This is a genomic window from Dolichospermum heterosporum TAC447 (assembly GCF_024584745.1).
GTDB classification, from domain to species: Bacteria; Cyanobacteriota; Cyanobacteriia; order Cyanobacteriales; family Nostocaceae; genus Dolichospermum; species Dolichospermum heterosporum.
Genome location: NZ_CP099464.1, coordinates 400,622 through 424,373, shown reverse-complemented (window position 1 = coordinate 424,373; position 23,752 = coordinate 400,622). Strand labels below are relative to the sequence as shown.

21 protein-coding genes, 1 pseudogene and 1 CRISPR repeat array (1 of these 23 only partly in view) are annotated in these 23,752 nt (G+C 39.0%); of the genes and pseudogenes, 16 read left to right on the top strand and 6 right to left on the bottom strand.

From position 1 onward, the window contains the following. Positions 1-7 precede the first annotated feature (7 nt). The 4 genes from NG743_RS01870 to NG743_RS01855 form a co-directional block, all read right to left on the bottom strand. Complete coding sequence (locus NG743_RS01870) at positions 8-643, bottom strand: hypothetical protein (RefSeq protein ID WP_257121387.1); 636 nt, start codon at positions 641-643, stop codon at positions 8-10. Between the two features lie 93 nt (positions 644-736). Beyond that, positions 737-2,359, bottom strand: a complete 1,623-nt coding sequence (locus NG743_RS01865) for a CHAT domain-containing protein (RefSeq protein WP_051424203.1) — start codon at positions 2,357-2,359, stop codon at positions 737-739. 255 nt (positions 2,360-2,614) lie between these two features. Continuing rightward, positions 2,615-4,783, bottom strand: coding sequence for a PP2C family protein-serine/threonine phosphatase (locus NG743_RS01860; RefSeq protein WP_257121386.1), 2,169 nt, complete (start codon positions 4,781-4,783; stop codon positions 2,615-2,617). A 214-nt stretch (positions 4,784-4,997) separates the two neighbouring features. Continuing rightward, positions 4,998-5,354 (bottom strand): NAD(P)H-quinone oxidoreductase subunit M, encoded by a 357-nt coding sequence (locus tag NG743_RS01855; protein WP_027400788.1) that lies wholly within the window; start codon positions 5,352-5,354, stop codon positions 4,998-5,000. Positions 5,355-6,435: 1,081 nt separating this feature from the next. Here NG743_RS01855 and NG743_RS01850 point away from each other — a divergent pair. After that, positions 6,436-6,717, top strand: a complete 282-nt coding sequence (locus NG743_RS01850; RefSeq protein ID WP_027400789.1) for an Npun_R1517 family heterocyst differentiation transcriptional regulator — start codon at positions 6,436-6,438, stop codon at positions 6,715-6,717. 264 nt (positions 6,718-6,981) lie between these two features. On the opposite strand, the gene NG743_RS01845 is transcribed toward NG743_RS01850, so the two are convergent. Further along, the gene (locus NG743_RS01845; RefSeq protein ID WP_027400790.1) at positions 6,982-7,677 is read right to left on the bottom strand and encodes a response regulator transcription factor; all 696 of its coding nucleotides are present in this window, start codon (positions 7,675-7,677) and stop codon (positions 6,982-6,984) included. Between the two features lie 367 nt (positions 7,678-8,044). On the opposite strand from NG743_RS01845, the pseudogene cobA reads away from it, so the two are divergent. From cobA to NG743_RS01800, 9 genes and pseudogenes are all read left to right on the top strand, one after another. Further along, a pseudogene (cobA, locus tag NG743_RS01840) lies at positions 8,045-8,749 on the top strand (uroporphyrinogen-III C-methyltransferase); the annotation flags it as partial. Positions 8,750-9,124: 375 nt separating this feature from the next. Then, positions 9,125-10,084 (top strand): IS110 family RNA-guided transposase, encoded by a 960-nt coding sequence (locus tag NG743_RS01835; RefSeq protein WP_193965010.1) that lies wholly within the window; start codon positions 9,125-9,127, stop codon positions 10,082-10,084. Between the two features lie 1,041 nt (positions 10,085-11,125). Then, complete coding sequence (locus tag NG743_RS01830; protein ID WP_199308489.1) at positions 11,126-11,932, top strand: uroporphyrinogen-III synthase; 807 nt, start codon at positions 11,126-11,128, stop codon at positions 11,930-11,932. A gap of 159 nt (positions 11,933-12,091) precedes the next feature. Then, positions 12,092-12,700: a dephospho-CoA kinase gene (coaE, locus tag NG743_RS01825; protein ID WP_190383343.1), complete on the top strand. Its 609-nt coding sequence runs from the start codon at positions 12,092-12,094 to the stop codon at positions 12,698-12,700. Between the two features lie 143 nt (positions 12,701-12,843). After that, entirely contained in the window at positions 12,844-13,173 is a 330-nt protein-coding gene (locus NG743_RS01820) for a hypothetical protein (protein WP_035081187.1), read from the top strand. 322 nt (positions 13,174-13,495) lie between these two features. Next, complete coding sequence (locus tag NG743_RS01815; protein ID WP_257121383.1) at positions 13,496-13,735, top strand: serine hydrolase; 240 nt, start codon at positions 13,496-13,498, stop codon at positions 13,733-13,735. Positions 13,736-13,756: 21 nt separating this feature from the next. Continuing rightward, positions 13,757-15,283, top strand: coding sequence for a vWA domain-containing protein (locus NG743_RS01810; protein WP_257121382.1), 1,527 nt, complete (start codon positions 13,757-13,759; stop codon positions 15,281-15,283). A gap of 142 nt (positions 15,284-15,425) precedes the next feature. Continuing rightward, the gene (locus tag NG743_RS01805) at positions 15,426-16,055 is read left to right on the top strand and encodes a hypothetical protein (protein WP_257121381.1); all 630 of its coding nucleotides are present in this window, start codon (positions 15,426-15,428) and stop codon (positions 16,053-16,055) included. 155 nt (positions 16,056-16,210) lie between these two features. Beyond that, entirely contained in the window at positions 16,211-16,960 is a 750-nt protein-coding gene (locus tag NG743_RS01800; RefSeq protein WP_193962706.1) for a hypothetical protein, read from the top strand. A 112-nt stretch (positions 16,961-17,072) separates the two neighbouring features. Here NG743_RS01800 and NG743_RS01795 read toward each other — a convergent pair whose 3' ends face one another. Further along, positions 17,073-17,297, bottom strand: a complete 225-nt coding sequence (locus NG743_RS01795) for a hypothetical protein (RefSeq protein WP_257121380.1) — start codon at positions 17,295-17,297, stop codon at positions 17,073-17,075. Between the two features lie 3 nt (positions 17,298-17,300). On the opposite strand from NG743_RS01795, the gene cutA reads away from it, so the two are divergent. From cutA to NG743_RS01765, 6 genes are all read left to right on the top strand, one after another. Further along, the gene (gene cutA, locus NG743_RS01790; RefSeq protein ID WP_257121379.1) at positions 17,301-17,645 is read left to right on the top strand and encodes a divalent-cation tolerance protein CutA; all 345 of its coding nucleotides are present in this window, start codon (positions 17,301-17,303) and stop codon (positions 17,643-17,645) included. Between the two features lie 1,249 nt (positions 17,646-18,894). Beyond that, entirely contained in the window at positions 18,895-19,047 is a 153-nt protein-coding gene (locus NG743_RS26785) for a hypothetical protein (RefSeq protein WP_370566860.1), read from the top strand. Between the two features lie 441 nt (positions 19,048-19,488). Then, positions 19,489-19,956 (top strand): hypothetical protein, encoded by a 468-nt coding sequence (locus NG743_RS01780; RefSeq protein ID WP_257121377.1) that lies wholly within the window; start codon positions 19,489-19,491, stop codon positions 19,954-19,956. A gap of 73 nt (positions 19,957-20,029) precedes the next feature. Beyond that, positions 20,030-20,641 carry an IS607 family transposase gene (locus NG743_RS01775; RefSeq protein WP_257120845.1) on the top strand — a complete coding sequence of 204 codons (612 nt, stop codon included), beginning with the start codon at positions 20,030-20,032 and terminating at the stop codon, positions 20,639-20,641. Further along, positions 20,547-21,836, top strand: coding sequence for an RNA-guided endonuclease InsQ/TnpB family protein (locus tag NG743_RS01770; protein WP_257120844.1), 1,290 nt, complete (start codon positions 20,547-20,549; stop codon positions 21,834-21,836). The genes NG743_RS01775 and NG743_RS01770 overlap by 95 nt, the downstream gene beginning before the upstream one ends. Next, positions 21,824-21,994: a putative endonuclease domain-containing protein gene (locus tag NG743_RS01765; protein WP_257121376.1), complete on the top strand. Its 171-nt coding sequence runs from the start codon at positions 21,824-21,826 to the stop codon at positions 21,992-21,994. The genes NG743_RS01770 and NG743_RS01765 overlap by 13 nt, the downstream gene beginning before the upstream one ends. A 55-nt stretch (positions 21,995-22,049) precedes the next feature. Then, positions 22,050-23,752: a CRISPR direct-repeat array (repeat unit 37 nt; unit sequence GTTTCAGTCCCCTTGCGGGGATTAGATATGCGGAAAC); it runs 689 nt beyond the window's last position.

Below are 23,752 nucleotides of genomic sequence, written 5' to 3'. Positions count from 1 at the left end.
GTAAAAATTAGGGTTGAGAATCGGGTTTTGAGAGATGTTGGAGGGCATAATCAGCGATCGCTAAGGTAATTTTTGCTTGTTCTATTTCTGATAAATTTGCCCAATCCCGCTCTTCAAAATCTCTAATTAGTGATGTCAATGTATGTGGTTCACTACTTCGCATTGCGTAAGCAAAAGGACGAGCTAAAACCAGCAGATCATCTACTTCCCAACTAGGTAGTAAAGCTTGGACACATTCCACTAATTTCTCACTAGCTGATTGTTCAAGCATAGAAACTTCAGTAGCTTTTTGAGCGATTGCAGTGAGTAAACCTCTAGGAATAACTGAAAAAGCCTTCTGCAAAACTTCCTGAAGATAATTAACGGTATTTTTACTACTGTTATTTTCAAGAACAGCAACTTGATCCCAAATTGTATCTAGATTTTGATAAAAATTATCGGTACTTGTACTCAGTTCTAAATCTGAAAAATCTTGCAACCCAAATTGTAGTTCTAGGTTATGAAAATAAGCTTCTGAAGATTCATCAGCTAAATTCCAGGGATAAGCAGCATCTTCAGGCTCTAACAGTGCTTCTATAAATTCTAAATCTACATTTGATGGGGTAATATTCAAAATATTTAAATCATTAGTGTGGGGTTTCATTTTTTTCTCACTATTAATTTATGGGTTCTATTGACAGCTACAAACTCAAGAATTGAATTTCCGCAAAATACAGCAGTCATGATCAACTGGTTTTTACTCCTGACTTTTGGGCGCAGTCCCTGCGCCCCTACTGATGGAATCCTCCCGAATAAATTCCCAAATTTCACCTTTAGAACTCCCAAACATTAACTGCATTCCCGATGTTAAAGGTACTTCTTCCCGGAGGATTTGTTGCCAACCATTAGGGCTTAAATACCAGGTTGTCCCATAGGTAGACAAATCCTGTAGGTAATAAGTGGTCATGGATGTATTTTCTTTGAGAGTATTCCGACATAAAATTTCTGCGTGGTGTCTGGAAATATAAATTTCGGGGATGATAATATCATTCTCTTTTGTGCGACCGATGCGGGTAACTCCAGAACGTAATAACCAAATTTTGCCTCCTGGTGTGAGCGATCGCAAATAAGCTGTATTAATGGGGGTAACTAGGTCAGAAATCGCCGTATTGGGTAGTTCTGTGACTCCTTCGTCTACATTTTTAATCAGTTCTCCATCAAAATCAGGATGGAGGTAGAGAACTGGTAATGTCCAAGCTGGCTGATTAAATTTATACAGTGTCAATAGTTCTTGTCTAGCGGTTGCCACTGCTTCATCAATTAATTTACGCGATCGCAAACTGGAAGCAAAAGTTTGAATAAAACTATGACTTTCTACATCAGCAATTTCATCACGCATCCCCAATACCGCTGGCACACCATGACGAATCAACACCTCAGCCAAACTACTAGCCGGAATAGCCTGGTGATTAACTGCTGCTGGTTGCGCTCCCCAACAGGCGTTAAAAACTGCCAACTTTATGCCTGTTCGCGTTAAAATCTGAGCTAATTCTATGCCATTAATTTTGAGTTCATTTCCTAAAAATAATGAGCCTCCATCTGGATCTGGTAATCCGTGACCAGCATAAAAAAACACATTATGAACTTTAGTTTCTAACTCCTGAATTAATTCTGCCTTTGTCGGTTGAATCAGGGTTTTTACTGTACAAGGTGCGTATCCAGCGGCAGTTTTGCCCCCAGGATGACCTTCTAACAATGTCTTTTTTAGTAAAGACGCTTCCTGATCTAGTTGTAATTTATGATTATGTCCTAACACCAGCAGAATATTTACCGCCCGGTCAGTCCGCAATTCTGGTAATGGTTCAACTGTGCTGATGGTACGACTAAATAAAACATCTTGGGAAAGAGATATAGCGGATTGTCCAACTTCCCGCTGCATAATTTCCCAGGGGAGGGCAATTAGATCAGGATCACGAATTTCTAACCGAAAGCGTAATTGAGTCTTTTGACCCATAGCCATACCCCGACTCCGTTCCCAACTATTCAGAATCGCCCCATCAAATATCCATCCCCAGAGATTGATACCCAAGGATTGCATCAGACGACTACTATAGGGACTTGTCCTTTGACCTTCAGCGGGTGAAATTACAGCTAATGGCAATGTATTAACTGATGAAGAAATTGAATAGGAAGGAATATCCAGGGGACTATGACCAGCAAACATTTGTTGCCATTCTTGCCAAACTTGATTAAGTTCAGGGGAGAAAACACAATCACGGAGAACATAGCCACTGGGATATGGTGCTTTGACTACCCAAATAGCGAAGTGATCTGTGCTAGTATTTACTAGGCGGGCGATCGCTATACTCGCCGAAAGCATTGCCAAATTCGGGCTGGACATGGATTGGTAGAAACTAAACGTTCAAAACACAGATACAGATATTTTAGGCAGAAGTAGCGAATTTAGTCAGTTGTCAGTTGTTATTTTTCCCCCGACTCCCCCACTCCCCCACTCCCCCACTCCCCCCACTCCCCCGACTTCCCCGACTTCCCCGACTCCCCCGACTCCCCCGACTCCCCCCACTCCCCCGACTTCCCCCACTCCCCCACTCCCCCACTCCCCACTCCCTGTTCCCTAGTCACAAATACTAGATTGATCTGATTGTAAAATAGAGATGTCTTTAGCTAAATCTTGCAGTTCGGAAAATTTCAGTTGCAATATTTTAGGATTTTCTGATGCAGGATTAGATTTTTGACAAACACGCAAACTTACATCTGGATTATTTCCACCATTAGGATTAGGTTTTTTATCTATAACTTGGAAAAAACTTTTAGCAGGGAAAGGTTGCTTATTTAAGGTTATGAGACTATTAGCTTGAATCACCCAATTAAGAGAGAGATTATCTAAAGTTCTTTGTGCCGTCAAAGGTGGCGGTTGACTAGAAAATGGAGACGGAGAAGAAATTATTGTTGTTGGTGACTTAATTTGGAGTTTAAACCAATATCCCAACAAACCAGATGATAACGTCAACCCTAAGAGAATAAACAACTGTAATGGTAATTGGGAAAGTTTAGCAGTCTTGCGTTCAGAAATAACTTGAGTTTTTGGATTATTAATAAAACTCTGCCCATTGGCTGTATCATCACCGGCTGAGTATAATTCTGTGTCAGGTAAAAGATGAGAAATATCCGCTGTAATTATCGTCTCTGGTTCAGAGTATTCAACATGATAATGTACTAAGGCAATAGTGGCATTATCATGTCCATTTTTAGTATTAGCAATTTCTATTAATCTTTGGGCAACATCTTCTATACTTGTTTTTCCAGAGAGAAGAGGTAATATTTCAGTTTCCCAAGATTCTTCCACTCTATCAAAATCACTCAGACCATCGGAAGTGAGTAAAAAAACAGCATCTTCATCAACAATAAAGCGTTGAGATGTGGGATGTAGAGAGGTACTTTTACTCATTCCCAATGCCTGAACCAATGAACCAGAACCCCTATGTTCTAAAGCTTCCCTGTAAAGAGCATAGCCTAAGCGGACTTCGCGGGAGGCGACATCATCATCTAAGGTAACTTGATGACAACCATGATGAGTAATCCAATAGGCACGACTATCACCGACATGGGCAATATATATTTCATGGGCAATAGGTAAAGCCATGACAATAGTTGTTCCCATGCGTTGTCGCCCTTGACGATGTTCGTTATCGTTACGCTGGCTGATTTTGTCATTAGCTTTGGCTACTGCCCGTTCTAAGTCCAAAAGTAGTAAGGATGGATCTATGTTGTCGGTGGGAACTGAAGTCAGTTCTTTGACTTGTTTATAAATAGTTTCAATTGCGAGGTTGGAAGCCACGTTACCGCCTTCATGTCCACCAATACCATCACAAACAATAGCTAGGGTGTTCTCTGTCGGCGATTTAGTGATTAAAGTGTCCCCAGCGGGGTAACAAGCATCTTCGTTACGGGGGCGGCTCGGTCCTGGGTCTGTTTTAGTGTAGATTTTAATTGTAGCTGTTTGAGATTTTGCTAATTGGCTCAATCCCTGATCTAAAATTTTAATTAATTGACTCGATGAGTTAATTTCTCCTTTAATTAACCAATCACATACTTGCTGCACAAATGGAGCAATATTTGGTTTAGTAGTTGGGAGCAGTTGCTGCCAAAATTCTCCTAATTGGCATAATGTCGGCGAGTTTTTGTCATCGAACCGTAATTCTAATAAGCGAATTAGTACCCCTTCTACTCTTAATAAATAATTATCTAAGAGGCTAGATGCTACGCCTTCAATGAGTAGGGGCTGCCATAAATTTGCTAATTGCCACAGCCAATGAATTTGACGCATTGATGAGGCTTGACTCCAAGAATCGTCTAAGCTTTGACATAGACTGACTTGAGTAATGCTTGCATTAACTATTAATGGTGGTTTTTCTAATAGTAGTATTTCTGTTTTGGTCTGCCCATTACTTAAATTGAGGACTCCATAAACTTGTGGGATGTGGAGACGATAGGTAATTAGTTTGAGGTAGGGTCTAATTTTTTCTAAATTATCTAATTCAGGTATTTCGGGCAATAAACCAGGTTTGATATCTAAAAGTATGGATTTATTAATGACTAAATAGCGAGCGCCCGCGTCGCTTAAAATAGACCCAGGATGACAGTGGCTAAAATCACTGCCCACAGCCCAGAGATAACGCTTCGGCAAGGGAGTGGAACACTGCTGGCAAAATTTGTGGGTGAGGGGATTAGCCGATTGACAATATTCATTTGGGCAGCAGAGCGTTACCGCGTCATTTTCCATAGTTTTCCCACCGATTCTGCAATTAGCATTTTCTTCAACAGTATTTGGTAGCTATAGTTACTACCGCGCACATTTTTAGCAACCCACAGATTCATCATAACTTTTATTGTTATGAGAATATGTAGCGATAGCAGAACTAATTCTCAATCTGTCACTGAAACTTGACATAGCCGGCGAATTATCTTCGCCAGGACTAAGTAAGTATGTACTATATTTATTGATTGCTACTGGTTACTACTTGGGGTAGTCCCATACTGTAGTTAGTAACCCGACTGGAGAGATTATAGCTAATTTCACCTTTTTGGAGGAGCGATCGCAGATAATGCTCCAAATCTGAACCAATTCGGCGTAAGTTATAATCTGTCAGATCCTCGCCACTAGATGCTTCTACCAGTTGATCAAACTGGCGATAAACTTTTTGCAAAGCATCTTCGTTCCAGTTGAACTCGTTGTCTGGATCAATATCTAGTGTCAACACTTGATTACTCGGAATCAGTTCATCTTTGTCCATTTCTGCCGCAAAAATGCGAACATGACGGGTTGTGGACTTGAGCAGTATCAGGTTATCCATAAATTTGGGTGTAAGAATTTAGCTGAATTACACTGCAATTATTTTAACTGCTATGTTCGAGCTTACAGCAGAAATGAATGAGAAAGTCACTCTCATCAGGATGTAGGGGCGCAGGGACTGCGGGACTGCGCCCAGGAGTCACTGAGTCAGGAAAAAAGGAATGGAAGGAGAAAGAGGCAAGAGGCAAGAGGCAAGAGTAAAGAGGTTTTCAGCGATTTTACGTTTCTTTACACAGTTTAGTTTTATTGTGTTCACCTAGTAGTTCGTCAAATTTATTTTGACGGGTAATGATCGGAAAAAACTTCTGTTCTTCCCTCCCCTACCCCCCACCTCCCCTACCCCCCTACCCCCCTACCTCCCTTCACCCTCTACCCCCTACCCCCCTACCTCCCTTCACCCTACCCCCCTACCTCCCTTCACCCTCTACCCCCTGCCCCCTGCCCCCTGCCCCCTGCCCCCTGCCCCCTGCCCCCTGCCCCCTGCCCCCCACCTCCCTTCACCCGTCATTTTCGGGTTGACAACCAGTTACTTGCCCTCTGTTGCAATTGAGAACTTAATTTGGCCTCATGAATGTGATTATTCACAAAAAATTTTCTAATTTTTTTACTGATTCTGGTTTTTTCTCATGTAAATATACTCAACTTCTAGCGACTTTAGTGAATTTTCCTACAATTATGAATTGCATTTATCAAAGGAGTGTCTTCAGTAAAAATGCTTAAGTATTATCAGGAAATAAAAGTAAAAAAAATAATATTTCTTGACGTTTTTAACAAGTTGATGTAAAAACCTTTATCAAGGGCTAATCAACTATTTACAAAAACTTCATGGTATGACATCTTGAAAATCGAATAATAGTTTATGGCTAAGATATGCCATAACTAGTAAAGAAACATCGAAAAATAGTAAAATCTAACTGAAAAAAGACAGGGGGAGTAAAATAGAATGCCAGTTTTACGGATAAGGAGAAATTCTGATCTGTAAAAACTTTGGATTCACAAAAGTATAAAGAAAGTATAAGGAATTTTTCTGGAGATTTAATCCCTAATCCGTATAACCACTAAGCAAATAAATCCTCAAAACTATGAACTCCAAAGCATTACCACGTCAAATAAATAATCCCGAAGTAGGTGTTTATGACTGTGAAATTCACCTCAAATTCCGTCTGATTGAGGAAAAGAGTTTGTTAAGTGATCGTGAGCAACTGTTACAAGTATTACTAGAAGCTTTAACAGAAGGATCTGACGATTTTTTAGAAACCTTACAAGCATCAGTTAAAGCTCAGGAGATTTCAGAGTTTAAAGCCTCTCCACAAATGCGCCGTCAACTGATGCGGTTACGCAATTTCGCTGATACTGTACAATAGTATTTAGCGTAGTTATTTGTGATAGCCGGTCTAATTTAGGGGTTTCAGGGTTAAGTGTTAAAAGTCTGCCTCTACCTATTTTCCCAAATAGTAAGCTTGCTTGTAAACGTAAAACTACGTCTACAATATTTGTGTCTTCGTACTAACAAGCCAAGAGAATTAGTAGTAAAATATGCAACATCATGTTGCTATTTCGGCAGCAAATTTATCTAGGTGCATTTTACCATTTTCTTACCATGTAACTCTCATCACTAAAGGATTAGTTCACTTAGCTAGACCATGTTCTAGGGCAAAACGAACTAACTCCGTGCGGCTATTAGTACCAGTTTTACTAAATAAACGGCTGACATATTTTTCGACATTGCGGACGCTTGTTTCTAGGCGACGGGCAATTTCTTTGTTCATTAATCCTTCCGCTACCAAATTTAAAACACTTTGCTCTCTAGGAGTCAAATCTATTTTAAACGGGGCTGGGGATTGGGATATGGCACTCCTGTGAGTTAATAGTATTCTAATTTGAGCGATTTGATTAGCCAAATCGGCAAGATTTGGGGTGTCGCCGTCTTCTCCGGTAGTGGGAGATTGGGCGCTGCGACGCGCTAGTAAGTTTTCAACTATGGCAACTAATTCATCAGGATCGAATGGTTTAGGTAAATACGCATCAACACCTGCATGATAGCCTTGAATGCGATCGCCTGTCATGCCCTTAGCCGTTAAAAATACCACTGGTAAGGCTTGGAAACGGGGGTCATCTCGCATTTGCTTGAGGAACTGATAGCCATCCACCTGGGGCATCATAATATCAGAAATGACCAAATCAGCGGTGTTCTCTTGCATCCAGTTCCAACCTTCACGGGCATTACTGGCAGTTTGAACCCTAAAACCGCTTTCTTGTAAATATTCTTTGACGGCTTCCCGTAATCCCGGTTCGTCATCTACCAGTAACAATTGTGCTGACATTGAAAATTCCTATAAGTGTACCTGGATCTAATCTAGCGAAATTTGGTGAGTCTTGACTACTAAGACAGGGAAAAAACAATGCACAATGTACAATACCACGTTACTATACTCAGTATGGTAAGGAATTCTAGAAGACAGAACCCCTGTCATAGCATTCCCAGTCAGAGACTTGAAACAAGATAACGAAATATATATCGCCAAACTTAATTATCATTTTAAAGTTTCTAAACCAATCAATTTTGTAGGGGACAACCCCCTGTGGTTGCTACAAATACCGGGGTAGGCACGGGGGCGCTACCTCTACATTAAATCCAAATCTTTTATATAATTGGTTTTGCCTGCGTACTTAATAAATGTCGGTAAGGAAATGGGTAAGGTTTATCTTGTTGGTGCAGGTCCTGGAAATGTAGAATATTTAACCGTTAAAGCCTATCGGCTGTTAGCATCTGCCCAGGTATTGGTTTATGATGCTTTAGTTGATAGTCAATTATTAGATTGTGTTCCTGTTGATTGCCTAAAAATAGATGTTGGTAAACGTGGAGGTAAACCCAGCACTTCCCAAACGGAAATCAACGCTTTATTGGTAAAATATTGTTTAGAAAAAAAGCAAGTTATTCGACTAAAATCGGGAGACCCTTTCATATTTGGGCGCTGTATTTTAGAAATTGCAGCTTTAAAAAATGCAGGTTGTGAATTTGAAATTGTTCCGGGAATTTCTTCTGCATTAGCTGCACCATTATTAGCCGGAATTCCGCTCACAGATAACGTTATTAGTCGTTGTTTTGCAGTTTGTACAGCCCATGAACCAGAAACTTTAAACTGGGAAGTATTAGCAAGCTTAGAAACCTTAGTAATTTTGATGGGGGGAAAAAATTTACCAGAAATAATCCATCAACTGATAAAATATAGAAAATCTCATTCTACACCGATTGCTATTATCCGTTGGGCTGGAACACCTCGTCAAGAAGTATGGACAGGAGAACTGGGAAATATCCTCGAACAAACCGCCGACTTATCTCTCTCTCCCGCAGTTATAGTTATTGGTGAAGTTGTCCGACTACGCGATTACCTGTAATATGAGAAAGTAGAAATCCTCTATTTGTAAAAATGTATTAAAATTGATGGTAGGTTGGGTAGAACAAAGTGAAACCCAACTAAGTCTAGGAAATCTAGGAAATGCTGGGTTTCATTCTTCAACCCAACCTTGTATCTTAGAGGTATGTTAGAAGAAGTGGTAGACCGTCCCAACCTGGGTCAGAAAAGACCGCTTTGTAGCAAGGATCACCACAACAATCTCCATGACAGAACTCGAACAGTCGCCTGGGGTAAAAACTATGAACAAAGACATAGATAATATAGCCCGTATCGTGCAAGGATGAGTGAAATCAAGGGGATGAATAAAAACAAAACAAATTAAAAAGAAGTAATTGAAATTGGAGAGTTAAAAATGGATTATATCTCCCAATGGGTAGGCATTGACGTAAGTAAAGCAACACTTGATGTTTATATCCGTCCAATGGGTAAAGCATTTCAATTTGCTAATACTGAAACAGAAATAGCTAATCTAGTTAAGCAACTTCAATCTAACGATTTAAACCTAATCGTACTGGAAGCAACAGGAGGACTAGAAACAGAATTAATCATTCAATTGCAAGCGGCTCTTTTACCAGTAGCATTAATCAATCCTCGTCAGGGAAGAGACTTTGCTAAAGCTACAGGTAAGTTAGCCAAAACCGATGCCATTGATGCACAGATTTTGGCGCATTTCGGTGAAGCAATGAAACCGGAGGTGTTAGCAATCGAAAGTGAAATGTCACGTCAATTAGGCGAATTAATTAGTCGCCGAAGACAATTAGTAGAAATGTCTACAGCGGAAAAGAATCGCCGTGACCGCGCTCGTGGTAAAGCTTTGACAGATATTGAATCCCATATTGATTATCTTGAGCAACATCTTCAACAACTCAATCAAGAAATTGAGACGTTGACCCAAAATAATCAACAATGGATTGATAAAGTCAATCTACTCAAAACTACTCCTGGCGTTGGTCAAGTAATTTCTACCACTTTAGTTTCTGACTTACCAGAATTAGGTCAATTAACTGCCAAACAAATCTCTCGCTTAGTTGGTGTTGCACCAATTAATCATGATAGTGGTCAGCACAAAGGTAAGCGCATGATTAATGGTGGTCGCGCCCATGTTCGTGCCATTCTTTATATGGGTGCTGTTGTTGCCATGCGTCATAATCCTGTTATCAAAACTTTTTATGAGCGCTTGGTTGAACGTGGTAAACCCAAAAAATTGGCCATTACTGCTTGCGTTCATAAAATGTTAGTTATTTTAAATGCGATGATTCGAGATCATCTTCCTTGGTCTATTTCTCAAGACTCACAACCAATTTCTGCATAAAGTTCTACTGTCGTTTTTATACCTCCAATCTAGTTTGGTAATTTATGGCAATCTATAATTTACCTGTTTTGTTCTGTTCTGTTTTTCTCCTCTATTTTCTGACTTTTTTCCTAGACTTTAAATTTTTCCTAACGATCGCTTGACAATCAAGACAGTCGCTACAGTTATGGTTATTGGTGAAGTTCTGCGATTACCTGTAATATGAGAAAGTAGAAATCTTCTATTTATAAAAATGTATTAGAATTGATGGTAGGTTGGGTAGAACAAAGTGAAACCCAACTAAGTCTAGGAAATCTAGGAAATGTTGGGTTTCATTCTTCAACCCAACCTACAGTTATAGTTATTGGTGAAGTTCTGCGATTACCTGTAATATGAGAAAGTAGAAATCTTCTATTTATAAAAATGTATTAGAATTGATGGTAGGTTGGGTAGAACAAAGTGAAACCCAACTAAGTCTAGGAAATCTAGAAAATGTTGGGTTTCATTCTTCAACCCAACCTACAGTTATAGTTATTGGTGGAGTTCTGCGATTACCTGTAATATGAGAAAGTAGAAATCTTCTATTTGTAAAAATGTATTAAAATTGATGGTAGGTTGGGTAGAACGAAGTGAAACCCAACTAAGTCTAGGAAATCTAGAAAATGTTGGGTTTCATTCTTCAACCCAACCTACAGTTATAGTTATTGGTGGAGTTCTGCGATTACCTGTAATATGAGAAAGTAGAAATCTTCTATTTATAAAAATGTATTAAAATTGATGGTAGGTTGGGTAGAACGAAGTGAAACCCAACTAAGTCTAGGAAATGTTGGGTTTCATTCTTCAACCCAACCTACAGTTATGGTTATTGGTGGAGTTCTGCGATTACCTGTAATATGAGAAAGTAGAAATCTTCTATTTATAAAAATGTATTAGAATTGATGGTAGGTTGGGTAGAACAAAGTGAAACCCAACTAAGTCTAGGAAATGTTGGGTTTCATTCTTCAACCCAACCTACGGATACTCTTTTGCGCGAAACCAAAAATTATTAAGACGACAAATTTAATGTCAACCGTGAATTACAATCTTTCTCCCCTTGCTGGGAAAACCATTTTAGTTACCCGTTCTGTGGGACAATCTCATCAATTTAGCGATCGCTTGACCTCCGCAGGTGCTAATGTGATAGAAATGCCAGCTTTAGAAATTGGACCCCCTAGCAGTTGGGACGCTTTAGATCAGGCAATTTTGCATTTATCAACTTTTAATTGGCTAATTCTCACTTCTAGTAATGGTGTAGAATACTTTTTTGAGAGATTAGCAAAATCCGGTCAAGATAAAAGTGCTTTATCTGCTGTAAAAATTGCAGTTGTTGGGGAAAAAACAGCCCAAAGTTTACAAAAACAAAATATCCAAGCTGATTTTATTCCTCCTAACTTTGTGGCTGATTCTTTGGTGGAAAACTTTCCCGAATCACTAATAGGTAAAAAGATATTATTTCCCAGAGTTGAAAGCGGTGGAAGAGAAGTATTAGTAAAGGAATTAACAGCCAAAGGTGCAGAAGTAATTGAAGTTCCCGCTTATGAATCTTGCTGTCCTGAAAGTATCCCTCCTGCGGCTGAATATGCCTTAGTTAATAATACTGTAGATATTATTACTTTTGCCAGTTCTAAAACAGTTTTATTTTTCGCGCAATTAACAGCGCATATATTTACATACAATCCTGAAAATTTAGCCAGAGTTTGCATAGCTTCCATTGGTCCCCAAACATCAAAAACCTGTCAAACTGTATTTGGGAGAGTAGATATTGAAGCAGAAGAATATACCTTAGAAGGTTTAACAAATGCCATAATTAAATGGACAAATCATAGCTGAATTTTCTAATGACTAATACCAACCTTATGTGAGTTGGCACAGAATCATGAAATCCATTAATTCATCCCTCTTTATCTGCGTTTATTTGCGTTTATCTGCGTTCAATAAATCTTAAAATCTGATTCTATGAAGATTCATCTTAATTTAGTATTATAACCAATGACTAAAAACTTAATTGGTTTAACTGGTGGAATTGCGACAGGTAAAAGTACAGTTGCTAATTATTTAGCGACAACTTACAATTTGCCGATTTTAGATGCAGATATTTATGCGAGAGACGCGGTATCTGTCGGTTCTCCTATTTTGTCACAAATTGCCGAAAAATATGGTAGAGAAATCATATTAAATGATGGTAATTTAAATAGAGCTAAATTAGGAGAAATTATTTTTAATCAACCGGAAGAACGTTATTGGGTAGAAAGGGTAATTCATCCTTATGTAAGAAATTGTTTTGCTAAAGCTATTAATGAATCATCTGCAAATACTTTAATTTTAGTGATTCCTTTATTATTTGAAGCTAATTTAGAAAATCTAGTTAATCAAATTTGGGTGGTATCTTGTTCCCCACAACAGCAACAACAGCGATTAATAGAACGGAATAATTTAACACCAGAACAAGCAGCAGCGAGAATTAATAGTCAATTACCTATTGCGGAAAAAATCGCTCGTGCTGATGTAGTTTTAGATAATTCTGCTAATTTAGAATCACTTTTACAACAGATAGATAAAGTTTTGTTGCAAGATTCAACATTTTTAGAAATAAAATAGGAGTAATAAATTTGAGATCATTGCTGTTTTATACAATCCAAGGTAAAGTATGATGGAAAATGTATTAGGATGTCAGCTTAATGAATTTCTCCTAAATCTTACCTAAATAAAATCCCCTCCAGGAAGAAAAAGAGGAGGGGAGTATGTTAAACGAAATAATTGCCATTTATGCTATCACGGATGACTTGCTCAAAGCGATTGGACATGATGAAGATAGTCGTAGAGTCATGAATGATGCAGAAATTATCACAACGGCTGTGTGTTTAAAAGTGATGCGGAAAAAGAAATCCAAACGTCTTGACCCCCCTTGGATTCAATATATAAAACAACATACTCGTCATTACATTGAAACTGTATTTAGTTCGATTACAAGTGATTTTCCCAAATCCATTCATGCCGTCACATATCAAGGGTTTTTATTGAAAGTGCAAGCATTTATTTTTGCCTTCACTCTCGACCAAGCATTTATTTAATTGGTACATTTTATACTTATAAGTATACTATTCCTGAAGGTTACTTCTCAAGAGCCATTGGCGGTTTTTGCTATTGCTTTTATTTTTAAATGTGCCTATTATGTCATTGCGTCAAAAGATATAATGCTTGTTAAATCAGGCAATAAACCAGATGTTGAACCAAACCTCGTCAGATTAAAGTTTCCTATAAAGATTGTAAGGACAATTCATAAATTGTCTCTACACCGGTTTTGGGGCGTTGCTGATTAAGAGTATGATTTTGTTTCACACATATATTATTCAAGTTGCAGCCCCAAAAGGGTTAAGAAACTTTGAATTAAAAATGGGTAAAGAATTTAATGCAATTGAAGGATTTTTAGGAGAAGTTTTACTTAGAAATGCTTATTTTGCATCAAAAATGAGCTGGAATTTTAATACTCGTAACGATGCAGCTATTATAGGTAGTCCAGATGGTAAACATAAGTATATATTAGTGATTTTTGGAAATGATCCAAGCTTTTATAAAGACAAAAAACTTCTACCAGAATTATCACGTATGGTTTACGAACAAATGACAAATTAAGATATATCAGCAAAAAGAAAAATGCAAAACATATTTAGAAATTTAAGACAAAATAAACCCTTACTTTTTGGACTTTATGGTGCAATTGGTTGTTTAATAGCAGCAATATTACTAGGAGAACCATTATTAGCACTTACTAAACTTCCACCATCCCCACCTACACAAAAAGCCCCCCAAGCAATTGTTTTGTTAATTGATACTTCTGGTAGTATGAGTGATGGTAAATTGACAGAAGTAAAATTAGCCGCTACCAATTTTGTAAAACGTCGCAATCTAAATCAAGATCAATTAGCAGTGGTTAATTTTGGCTTAGAAGTTAAAACGGTTTCTCCCTTAACTCGTGATGCTAATACCTTAACAAATGCGATCGCATCCCTATCAGAAAATGGTGGTACTCCGATGGCTGAAGGTATAGACAAAGCTGTTGGAGAATTACAATCTACCAACTTACGTCGCAACATCTTGTTATTTACCGACGGCGAACCAAATTCTCCCAGTATTGCTCAGTTATCAGCCAACTCTGCCAGAAATCAAAGAATTAACTTCATTGCCGTTGCTACTGATGGTGCTGATGTAAATTATTTGGCACAACTAACAGGCGATCGCAACTTAGTATTTTATGCAGGTTCTGGTCAATTTGATCAAGCCTTCCGCAGTGCTGAAGCCGCAATTTATAAACAATTAGTAGAATCTAGTCCCACAGGAGATTACGGAGTAGTATATTCCTCTTTACGAATCGGTGGCTGGACTGCCTTTCTAGCAATGGGCATATCACTAGCCCTGATTATGGGACAAAACTCCTATATGCACCTTCCCCTCTTAACACTTCGTGAAGGAAGTATGGTTATAGGTGATTCATTAGTAGGTCGTTTACTTGGAGCGATTGTTTTTGGCTTTTGCATCCGACAAATAGCCGGTTCTACCTTTGGTTGGGTCGCAGGTATAGGAGTATTATTTTTTGGTCGACTGCTATTTTTGTCTATCTCTGTTCTCTCCATCTTAGAACTTATGGGCAGAATCATCGGTTGGGCAATTCTAGGCATATTAGTAGGGGGTGGAACACGCTTTTTTGTCCCCAATCTCCAACTAACTAAAGCCCTATTTGGTGGTTCTGTTGGTGGTGTGGTCGGGGCTATAGGTTTTCTAGTTACGGCTAGTGTTTTTGGTGATATTCCTGGTCGTTTATCAGGTGCAGCTATCCTGGGCTTTTGTATTGGCTGGATGATTGCTTTTGCAGAACAAGAACAGTTAAGGCAAGAACCTTATTTATTAGTGCATTGGACAGACACAGAAAAGACAGAATATTTATTAGGAACAAAACCCTTTTTAATAGGTAGTTCCCGTGAAGCTAATATCCCCTTAAATGCCTCTGAAGGATTCACTCCTATCACTGCACAAATTTACAAGGAGGGGGAAAAGATAATTTATAAATTTCACCAGGAGTATGCAGCACAAAAAAATATGAAAAAGACCATTCAAGAACTTGAAGTTGGGGATAAGCGCACTTTAGGGAGAATTACCATTGAAGTCAAATCTAAAACCAATTAGAAACTAACTTGAAAAAATATGATTAAGTTGTAAAGCGGGATAAATGCGATCGCCCCGAATTCTTGAGGGAAATAGAGCGATAGCGAAGCGCTGCTGCAAGCAGTTCGCCACCCGTACTCTACCAAATTTTTAGAGGAAACCCATGAACCTAAAAATATTATTAACAGCAGCCATAATGACTTGCATTGTCACCACAGCCACCCAAGCCAAAGCCGATACTTACAGGGCTGGGAAGTTCACAGTTACTATAAATGCTAATACCTACGTTGGTTGTGATGCTAAAGGAAACTGCATCAAATTAGAAGACGGTACAGGATGGCAAGATAATGGTTATCGGGGGATGACCTGGAGTAATGGGGATTATTACTACTCGATTTCTTGGAAAGAAGATTCTGATGACGGAATGTACTTAATGATTGTTAATAAGAGTAAACTAATTTTAGCTGAAAAACTGGTAGCAGTCTCAGAAAATACACCTAAAGTTGAGCTTAAATGGGCTATTTGGTGCGATGTAGTCAATATCAAATCTGGACAATTAGCACTGCGGTTTACTCCCAATGGCAAATCCAGAGCCGGTTTAAATAATGGTAATCATGTTTTACTCAGGAAACAAGAGGGGATTTGGGCCTATGTCGATGTGATTAGGGGACCAAATAAGAAAGTTAAGGGCTTGAAAGGCTGGGTTAATTCTAATTATCTTTCTTGCACTAAAGAACCACAAGTGGTGAATCCTGCAATAAAACTTTACAATCTTTGCGTTTTACCCAGGTAAAATCCATTATCTATTGAGAATAGAGTCATTAATTGCTCAAATTTGGTATCATGAATACCAATGCACAACTTGGACAATATCCTCAAAATCTTAACATTCAACACTTCTGCTAAAGAACCCATTGATTAAATTTTGAACATTTTCAAGGAAAATCTATGAAACCTGTTTTGAAGACCCAAAAATTAGCATTACCACAAGTACAGCGATACCTACAGGGGGCGAAGCGATCGCTATTTATCTTAGGATTCAGTTTAATAACTTTAGGTGTTAACGAATTATCAGTATTAGCCCAAACTCGACAACCAACTAATGCAGAAATTAAAAGATTACGTCAAGAACTTCAGCAACAAATTAGCAGAACCAAAAATAATAATGTAGGTGCTAGTTATCTTCAAGATAGACGTACTCAAGTAGAAAAGAAGACAAGAGAATCCTTTGTACGTGCTTGGTCAAAGACTGAACCAGAATTAGCACCTTTCTTTGGTCGGTGGGTGGGATACGAAAATAGTAGTCATATTTATCCATCAAATAGTAAGGGTCGTGTTTGTGTTTTTGAAACAGCTGAAGGTTCTGGTCGTTTAACTACTGGTGTTTTCTCTAATGGAGTTATAAAAACCAATATTGGAGAAGTGCTATTCAAAGAAGGAAATTATTATTTAGGATCAGCATTGCTCAAAAATGGCAGATTTGTCGGCAATAATAGTGAGATTCCTTTACATAGTCCCAGACCTGTTGAATCACTAAGTGGATTACTTGAATATATATTTGAAGCATCAGAAAAAAATCAAATTTCTCAACAATTTAAAGCTGCTGGTTGTACTTCTAGTCTACCAAATTCGTCTGCAAATACACAACCCCAAAACAAAAACGTTTCTAAAATGAATAATCAAGAACTAAGTAGGTGAACAAAATAAAAATGAGGGGTATTGCGTTTTGTAAAATGGCTGAAACTCAATCAGAATCTCGCATTGAGACAACTTTACATACCGTTATATACCTTTAAATTTTTCTGTTCACCTACTTAATCAAGGATGGCGTGAGAAAGCGATAGCGAAGCGCTCCGTAGGAATCGCTCTCCCAATTCTTAGGGAAACCCAGGCGATCGCCCCCAATTCTTAAGGGAAACCAAGCGATCGCCCCTACTAAATTCTTGAGGGAAACCCAAGCGATAGCGAAGCGCTGCTGCAAGCAGTTCGCTTCCCCCTTCGTAGATATTGCCCCAAACAGATATAATAAAGTCAAAATATGGAATTTCTTTTTGTTTACGTCACTTGTAAAGACCGTGCTGAAGCTCTTAACGTAGGTAGAGCCGTAGTAGAAGCCCGTCTTGCAGCCTGTGCCAACATAATTGACGGTATAGACGGTATTTATTGGTGGCAAGGTGAATTACAAGTAGAAAAAGAAGCGATTCTAATTATGAAATCGCGCCGTGATTTATTTGCAGAACTAACGGATAAAGTAAAATCAGTACATTCTTATGAAGTACCTTGTGTGGTGGCTTTACCAATTGAACAAGGAAATCAGGATTATCTGAATTGGCTAATGGCAGAAACCAAGGCTACAGATATCAACACTTTACCCCGTTCTTGAGGGAAAATAACAACAATGCCCATACTAAGAAAAGTGATCGCTCCTCTCTCCGTAGGTATCACCTATATAAAAAACCATGATTCACCATCTAAACATAACCGATACGTTATCAATCTATTTTAAAACAAAGCAGACGGTCTTTACCTTGGGATGTTCGCAGACTTGATGGTTCTTATTAGGTATTGGGGCAGTTGTGGTGACTGCCTCGTAATTCTTCAGGGAAAATGAAATACTAAAACGATTTTTCAGAATCTTCTTTAAAAAAGATTACAAAAAATATTCATTGATTGTTAATTGTTGTCAATATTGATACGATAATCCCTGGCTGTATTATCTTAAATACAACTTACTTATTGTAGAACACTGATTTAACCAAAGGAGAAAAGCATGATTTGGGAAAAAAGATTGCTAAAAATTGGGTTTGTATTAATTCTTCAACTAGCAATGGTACTAGGCGGATTACTAGGCAGCGATGTAGCGTTAGCCTATAATGCTCAAGAACGATACAACGAAAGATATGACCTTTGTATGAAGACTGATGATCGAGGTGCAGGATATTGTAGACAATGGGCATCTCCGTCCGAAAGTAATCGGAGACCTTATATGTCGAGTAGTTCATCCGAAAGACCGTATATATCGAGTATCGAGAAACGTATAGAAAAATTCAAGAATTGTGTGATAGGGGAGAGTCAAGAAGTGGAATATTGTGAAAAATTCCTTGACCCCTCTCAAAATGATTTTTAGTTATCAGCGGATCAGCACAAATTCTCTAATAAAGCAGACGCTTTTTGTCTGGGAATTTATTTAGATTAGGACTTACGCACTGTACAAATTGACCGTCATGTGTTTGAACGAAATTAGGTTGTTTCAGGCTTTGGAGGATGAAATTTAGATCAATAGCGAACTGCTTGCAGCAGCGCTAGTTCCCTCCGGGACGCACTCGCGTTCGCTATCGCTAAAAAATTGTCAAAACCCCAGGTTTAAATCCCTGAAACCCATATCCCCTATTTGTTCCTTCCTGTCAATGCGTAAGTCCTAACAATAATCGTTGCGAACTAAAAAGGGTAAATTGTAGGCTAAGGCTAAAATGCAGATATAACAAGGGTTTCCAGACCATCTTGTAGGAAATTTCACATATCTCGGCTTGGGTGTTCCATTCAATAACAGTTAATAAAGCGATCGCCTATTACCAATCACCCTGTAATTCTTAGGGGAAAAGTTTATAGTTTACAAAAGAAGGGAACAGGGCATGATTTTAATTAATGCTGAACAACTTTCACAACGTTGGCAGGGTAGTGATGCCATTGAAGAAATTGGACGTTTGTTACCTGTTGTGGCTTGCAATTATAAATACTCCGGCTTGCAAACAAGACATTTTCCGGCTCACATTATTTGCAACTGAAATGTTGGTTCGGCTCAAATTATCTGCAACTAGGCTCAGATTATTTGCAACCAGTTTGCAATCATTACTCCCCGGCTCACATTAATTGCAAATAAGCTAGAAGTTATTAGCTGCAATAACTGGGGCAATGCGATCCAATAGGTGCATTTTGGCAATCCAAAATTTCTGTTGCGAGTTTTAGTTGATCATTTGATAGAACTGGGGAGGTGAGATGTCCATTTTACCGTCAATTCTCTTTTAAGACTCGCAACGGAAAGAATATTCTGTAACCAGTTTTCTGGTGCAAGTTCAGTTGCAATTAATGTGAGTCGATATTTATAATTGCAAGCTCATTTGCATTTAATTTGAGCCTGGTTGTAATTAATATGAGCCAGAACACATTCTTAATTGCAATTAATGTGAGCCAGAAATTTTCTTGTTTGCGAGCCGGAGGGTTTATGATTGCAAGCCGCAACATTTAGTGATTGGTTAAACATCAGAAATAGAACAGGATTTTATAAAGAATTATCGCCTAATTTACACTTGGCTTATGGAGATCAACGAGATGGACATAGTTCACAGCATTGGTGGAAATTATTTTTCAATGACGATTATAAACCAAGTGTATTAAGCCATATCAAAATCGAAATTAGTTTAGTTAAAAGTCAAAATTCATCAGATGATAGTAACTCCCAATATCAATGGGGTGGTTTAAATTTCAGGTCAAAAACAGAAGTAAGAATAGCCCACGCCTTACATAGTCAACGGATTTTATTCTTTGCTAATAGTCGGGCTTATATGGATTTAACTGATTTACCTATTTCTAATAGTGATAATCAAGCAAAGGAAAGAGTAGAAATAGATTTTTTGGTATTCTATAAACAAAAGTGTATGATTCTAGAAGTTGATGGAGTTAGAGATAGGACGTAATTTACCATGACATACTAGACATAGCCAGACATTCGTGGTATGATAGGACAAGCAACAAACTTAGTTCTATCAGATGACAGTAAATTATGTACCTCCAAGAGTCGCTGCTACCAGATTGGGAGTCAGCACCAAAACACTTGAAAGGTGGCTTGAAGACGGGAAAATCGAAGGCATCTTTACCCAAGGTGGACAAAGACGATATAACCTCGATTCAATTATCCCTGTTCGACATGGCAATCCGCCAGACGAGCGAACCACCCTTCTATATGCCAGAGTTTCAAGCCGCAGTCAGAAAAACGACCTTGAGCAACAAGTTCAGTTTCTTCAGTCTCGTTACCCTGGCGCAGAAATCATCACTGACATCGGCAGCGGACTCAACTTCAAGCGAAAAGGTCTTCAATCCTTACTGGACAGAGTTCTCGGCAACACTTGCAAACTTGTTGTCATTGCCCACAAAGATCGGCTTTGTCGCTTTGGATTCGATCTTATCTCATGGCTCTGTGCTAGGCAGCAAACTCAAATATTGGTTCTCAACCAAACGAACCTCAGTCCAGAGCGCGAAATGGTTGAAGATATCCTTGCCATCATCCATGTCTTCAGTTGCCGATTGTACGGACTCAGAAAGTACAAAAAACAAGTTGCTGAAGACAGTGAGTTACCGAGTGTATCCAGTAAAGGAACTTGAGTTTATTTGGAAAAAATGGGTGGCTGCCGTTCGCAAGGTTTACAACATTTCCATTGCCTACTTAAACGAAAATCAAGGCTTTAGTAAGGTTGGTAAAAAAGGTGGAAAAATGGGGTTTAGAACCATGCTTAAAGCCTCTGGTTTAATCCCTCAATGGTGTTTAGATTTGAATGTTTCTAAAATACTAGACAACGCTTCAATGGAAGCATATAAAGCATGGTCAGAAACAGCCAAAAACCCCAAAACAATTAATAAAGGTAAAGACAAAAAACCGCATCCTCAAGCAGGACTAAGGATTGCTAAGTTCCGAAGTATCCGTGACCAAAAACTAACCATTCAATTTGACCCGTCAGCATATAAAAATGGTAGATGGATGGTATCAACAACTAAACATCTACCGCGTCCTGAATTTAGAGGACAAGATTTTTGTGTTTTAACTAACGGGTCTTCAGAACTCACCTATAACAAGGGTCGCTGGTTTGCTCACTTCCCTGTGGAATTGCAGCGAACGGTAAGCATTACAAATAAAGTGATTGCGCTCGACCCCGGCATCAGAACTTTTATGACTGGTTTTGATGGCAGCGATTTCTTAGAATTTGGGAATGGAGATTTCAACAAAATAGCTAAACTTTGCTCACATCTTGACAAACTTAAATCAAAACACGATCTAAGTGTTGGACATAAATTCAAACGTCTTAGATATAAACTTAGACTTGCGATGGAAAAACTCAGAACTAGGATTAGAAACCTACGCTCTGAGTGCCATAAACAAGTCGGTTCATATCTAGCTAAAAACTATGATGTGATTGTACTTCCTACCTTTGAAACTTCCCAAATGGTTGTTAAAAAGAAACGGAAGCTAAGGAGCAAAACAGCTAGAGCAATGATGACTTGGGCATTCTATCAGTTCTCTCAAACTCTTGAGCATTTGTGTAACCGTTACGGTTCCAAATTAGTGAGAATAACTGAAGAATATACATCGAAGACTTGCACGAAATGCGGACACGTTCATAGAAAACTTGGTAGTTCTAAGAACTTTGTTTGCCCTAATTGCGGTTATGAAATATCGCGAGATTTTAATGGAGCCGTGGGGATTTTCCTCAAGGCAATGTGGGATACCACCTTTACCAACTCAGTTGGTGATGTTGTACTGGACATTCACGATATCTCAGATGTCAGGGAATGTCTCGGTTAAAAGTATCAGTCCACCACCAGGAAGCATCACAAAAAACTAGAGACTACAGAAGAGATAGGGTTTTATTACGTGATGGTATTCGTACCGTTAGGTTTGATGCTGGTGAATGTTATAATCGTCCTATAGATGTTGTTACGGAATTTCTCAATTTGTTTTAGGATTTGATGATTTATTTAGCGATGCTTGCGGCTAGGGAAGCGATCGCAGTGTCTCGTTTTAGTCCCCTTGCGGGGATTAGATATGCGGAAACGTTAAACGAGTTGTATTCTGACTTTGTGACTAATGTTTCAGTCCCCTTGCGGGGATTAGATATGCGGAAACCTCTTAGCCGATGTAATGGCAATTATTGTCAAGTTTCAGTCCCCTTGCGGGGATTAGATATGCGGAAACTTGACTAAAGGTGGGGACGGTAGCGGCTTTTATGGCACTGTTTCAGTCCCCTTGCGGGGATTAGATATGCGGAAACTCTTGCACCTCAAGAGGAGTAAAATTCTATTATTATGTTTCAGTCCCCTTGCGGGGATTAGATATGCGGAAACTTCTTCTGCCCGTCGTCTGAAGGACTAGATGGGGTGGTTTCAGTCCCCTTGCGGGGATTAGATATGCGGAAACAAAAGTATGAAGCAGCTAAGAATCAAGGATTAGCAATGTTTCAGTCCCCTTGCGGGGATTAGATATGCGGAAACACGAAGAAAATCAGCAACGCGCTTATAGATCAAAGTCTGTTTCAGTCCCCTTGCGGGGATTAGATATGCGGAAACTTTACGTGAATCTAGGATAAAAAAGCAAAACTTTGGGTTTCAGTCCCCTTGCGGGGATTAGATATGCGGAAACTTTCTTCCTTCAAAAGAATAGAAGACCTCAAGATTTTGTTTCAGTCCCCTTGCGGGGATTAGATATGCGGAAACCACAATCGTTTCGGGTATTGATGCTATTATCGCTTGTTTCAGTCCCCTTGCGGGGATTAGATATGCGGAAACAAACAAAGTAAACTAATTGCTGACAATGATGCTGCAGTTTCAGTCCCCTTGCGGGGATTAGATATGCGGAAACACCCACCAACACTGTGTTTTAAGATATTCCTAGCAAGTTTCAGTCCCCTTGCGGGGATTAGATATGCGGAAACCCTACTGCCACATTTGCAGTAATCCCTACACCTGTTTCAGTCCCCTTGCGGGGATTAGATATGCGGAAACCAGGGATTCCAGTATGAGTTTTGGTAGGTTTAATTAATGGTTTCAGTCCCCTTGCGGGGATTAGATATGCGGAAACCGGAAACAAAGGAGTTGCACAATATTTGCTGTGTAGTTCAGTTTCAGTCCCCTTGCGGGGATTAGATATGCGGAAACTTAGAAGCCTGCCAAATGTTGATAGCTAAAGGTTGGTCGTTTCAGTCCCCTTGCGGGGATTAGATATGCGGAAACCTAGGAGAAATCACATGACTGCATTTAACTATTCTGATGTTTCAGTCCCCTTGCGGGGATTAGATATGCGGAAACTTATTAGCTGCAGGTATTAGTGTACCTGCAGGTATAGTTTCAGTCCCCTTGCGGGGATTAGATATGCGGAAACTAAAGCGAAGAGCAGTTTAAGACCAGGCGAAAAAGGTTTCAGTCCCCTTGCGGGGATTAGATATGCGGAAACATCTATTACAGCTTTAACCCTACAATAAGCTGCAATAGAGTTTCAGTCCCCTTGCGGGGATTAGATATGCGGAAACTTGTTTAGCAAATTCTTCGGCTTTAGCTAACTGCTTGTGTTTCAGTCCCCTTGCGGGGATTAGATATGCGGAAACACACCTAATTCGCGCCAACTGAATAACACAACTAGCTGTTTCAGTCCCCTTGCGGGGATTAGATATGCGGAAACTGGCAATCTCATCTTCATTCAATCGTGACAAACTTGCGTTTCAGTCC